Annotated in this window: 4 protein-coding genes; all 4 read left to right on the forward strand. The window is 41.9% G+C overall.

Features of this window, described 5'->3' with window-relative positions; all coding sequences use genetic code 11:
* Nucleotides 1–1,266, forward strand: a 1,266-nt coding sequence (gene cobG, locus VB654_RS24505) for a precorrin-3B synthase (RefSeq protein ID WP_323216440.1), incomplete at its 5' end; no start/stop codon positions are given.
* A gap of 73 nt (nt 1,267–1,339) precedes the next feature.
* Nucleotides 1,340–1,966, forward strand: coding sequence for a precorrin-8X methylmutase (locus tag VB654_RS24510; protein ID WP_323216441.1), 627 nt, complete (start codon nt 1,340–1,342; stop codon nt 1,964–1,966).
* A 2-nt stretch (nt 1,967–1,968) separates the two neighbouring features.
* On the forward strand, nt 1,969–2,673 hold the full coding sequence (locus VB654_RS24515) for a precorrin-2 C(20)-methyltransferase (RefSeq protein WP_323216442.1): 705 nt from the start codon (nt 1,969–1,971) through the stop codon (nt 2,671–2,673).
* A 257-nt stretch (nt 2,674–2,930) separates the two neighbouring features.
* Nucleotides 2,931–3,375: Panacea domain-containing protein (locus VB654_RS24520; RefSeq protein WP_323216443.1), on the forward strand; the 445-nt coding region annotated here is incomplete at its 3' end.

Raw genomic sequence — 3,375 nt, forward strand, 5'->3', positions numbered from 1 at the left:
CTCAAGCATTTACAAAATATCGGTATTGGTTCTCGCAATTTTACTGTTGATCACATTCGGAATATTATGACCAGCCCCACTGCTGGTATTGATCCCCAAGAATTAATTGATACTCGTCCCTTTGTGCAAAACTGGGAAAATTATATCACCGCACATCCTCAGCTATCAGGACTATCAGCAAAATTTAGTGTTTGCTTTGATGGTGGTGGTACAGTTTCAGTGTGCGATCGCATCAACGATATCATGTTTGCTGCTGTCTTAATTAAAGGTAAAGTTTATTTTCGGTTATATCTCAGCGTCGGTGTCAAAGGAAAACCACCCGTTGATATGGGAATTGTCTTATCACCACAGTCATGTTTACCAGTTTTGGCAGCTTTGGCTGATGTTTATCTCAATTATACTGACCCTAACAGTCGGCGCAAGCTGCGTTTGCGCGAGTTATTAAATAACTTGGGTTATGAAAATTATCTGCAAGAAGTGGAACAACATCTAGGTTTTAATCTCACCCCCCAACCACAGGTTGAAAAAACCAGTCTCGAAAAAAGTTCAAAATCTAAATATCAACATATCGGCATTCATCCCCAGCGTCAGCCAGGCTTATGTTATATTGGCGTGGTTTTACCTTTAGGTAGGCTAGAGAGTCAGCAAATTAGGGTTTTAGCTGATTTAGCCCAAAAATTCGGTAGCGGGACTCTGAGGCTAACTCCGTGGCAAAATTTACTGCTGAATGATATTCCACAGCGATCGCTTACCGATCTCAAACATGAAATCGCTGCTTTAAAATTAGATATCTCGACAAGCAATATCAATACTGCATTAGTTGCCTGTTCTGGTAATCAAGGTTGTGCAGCATCTGCCACAGATACTAAAGGTGATGCTTTAGCATTAGCAAAATATCTCGCAACTCATGTTAGTCTGAATCACCCAGTTAATATTCACTTTAGCGGCTGCGAAAAATCTTGCGCCCAGCATAGTCATAGTGATATTACCTTGCTCGGTGTCAGCCTAGAATCAGAACATGGAACTTTGGGAGCTTATCATATTTATGTTGGTGATAACTTGCATAGCGAGGCTATAGGTGACAGCAACCAAAAATTTGGTCGTCCACTCTATCAATATGTCACTGTGGCCGAAGTACCTGTATTGTTAGGGCAGATGCTACAAGTTTATAAAATTCAATGCCAAAATCGTGATGAATCCTTTGGAGAATTTGTTAATAGATATGAAACTGCCCAATTAAAGCCGTTATTCTCTCCAGTAAGTTAGGGTTATTTCTTTTAGCTTGCGTGGCGTAGCCATTACCATTTACCATTCATCATTCACCATTCATTATTTTCCCATGTCTGACTACATCCGAGATGCTAACGAAATTTACAGTAAATCCTTTGCAATCATCAGATCAGAAGCCAAGCTGGATGTACTGCCTCCAGATGTAGCAAAAGTAGCTGTACGCCTGATTCATGCCTGTGGAATGACTGATATAGTCAATGACTTGGGATATTCATCAACGGCAGTACAGACTGGACGCACAGCACTAGCAGCAGGTGCGCCGATTTTATGTGATTGCCGAATGGTTGCTGAAGGTATTACAAGAAAGAGACTACCTACAAACAACCAAGTTATTTGCACCCTCTATGATGTGGAAGTACCAGCCTTAGCTAAACGTTTAGGTAATACAAGATCAGCTGCTGCGGTGGAGTTGTGGAGATTGCACCTAGAAGGGGCAGTGGTAGCAGTTGGAAATGCACCGACAGCATTATTTCGGTTATTAGAAATGCTGGAAGAAGGAGTATTGAAACCTGCGCTGATTTTAGGTTTTCCCGTGGGATTTGTGGGTGCGGCAGAATCAAAAGCAGCATTGGCAGCAAATAGCAAAGGCGTACCATTTTTAACATTACATGGTCGGCGTGGTGGCAGTGCGATCGCCGCCGCCGCAGTTAACGCCCTAGCAACAGAGGAAGAATAATCATGCAAATCAAAGGCCGTCTCTATGGAATTGGCGTAGGGCCAGGTGATCCCGAACTATTGACATTGAAAGCACTGCGACTGTTACAAGCTGCCCCTGTGGTCGCTTATCAATCAGCAGTGGATAAAGAAAGTATAGCGCGAGCGATCGTTTCCCCATATCTCACCGGGAATCAAATCGAAGTGCTGTTTCACCTCCCCCGCGCCTTGGAACCAGAAACGGCTAATTTGATTTATGACCAAGAAGTTGCACCCATAGCCGAACATCTAGCCGCAGGAAGGGATGTAGTAGTGTTGTGTGAGGGTGATCCGTTTTTTTACGGTTCTTTTATGTATGTTTTCACCCGTTTATCGGAACACTACCAAACGGAAGTTGTACCGGGAATTTCCTCACTCATGGCTTGTCCTGTGGCCTTGGGTGTACCCTTCACTTATTACAACGATATTATGACCGTTTTACCAGCCCCCATGCCAGCAGAAGAATTGACTACGCACTTACTAGCAACCGATGCGGCGGCGATAATGAAACTAGGTCGCCATTTCACCAAAGTGCGAGATGTTTTACATCAATTAGGGTTGGCATCACGGGCATTATATATTGAAAGAGCAACAATGACACAACAAAGAATTGTACCCCTGGATGAAGTTGATCCCGCTCAAGTACCCTATTTCTCAATGATTATCATCCCAACCAAAAATCGACTATAAGTTTAGAGACTTCCAAATAAAAAAATACTCAATCACCTAACTCAAAAAACCTCTCAAACTCTCATAACTCTGTGATCTCTGTGTCTCTGTGGTTCGTTTAATTAGATAATTTATTTCTTAGAAGTCCCTTAACAAAATTCTTGTCTACGACACATTAATTTAATAGTAACTTTGTACTACAATGCTTATAATAAGTATACAGGCAAATTAAAAATTTGCTATGATATTAGGCTTAGTTTTATTTGCGGGTCTGAACTATGATAGATTGTCTAGACGCAGCTCGCTACTTTATTGCGCGGGCTTACGAAGACGGTATAGAAGCTGAAATGACCAACATGAAGGTTCAAAAGCTTCTGTACTATTCACAAAGCTTGTATTTAGCAGTATACGATCAACCATTGTTTGACGAGGAAATTCAAGCATGGAGATACGGGCCTGTTTGTCCTCCGGCTTACAGGTTTTACAGTGAATTTGAAGCGCAGCAGTTACCCATACCTAGTCAGGAATTATTATTACAGATTCCTCAAAATGAGAAAAAGCTGTTAGAGGAAATTTGGGGATATTTTGGTGGCTACCATGCTTATGGACTGAGTGATATGACTCACTTGGAGTTTCCTTGGAAAAAAGCACGTAAAGGTTTACCTCCAAATGCAAGTTCAACGGAACCGATTTTGCTGGAAGATATGAAGGCGTTGGGTTATA

The sequence above is a fragment of the Nodularia sp. UHCC 0506 genome, assembly GCF_034931045.1.
Lineage (GTDB): Bacteria > Cyanobacteriota > Cyanobacteriia > Cyanobacteriales > Nostocaceae > Nodularia.

What these genes read in the sequence shown, in the direction of transcription:
- VB654_RS24510 (WP_323216441.1), top strand. Translation starts at nt 1,340, where the DNA reads ATGTCTGACTACATCCGAGATGCTAACGAAATTTACAGTAAATCCTTT.
- VB654_RS24515 (WP_323216442.1), top strand. Translation starts at nt 1,969, where the DNA reads ATGCAAATCAAAGGCCGTCTCTATGGAATTGGCGTAGGGCCAGGTGAT.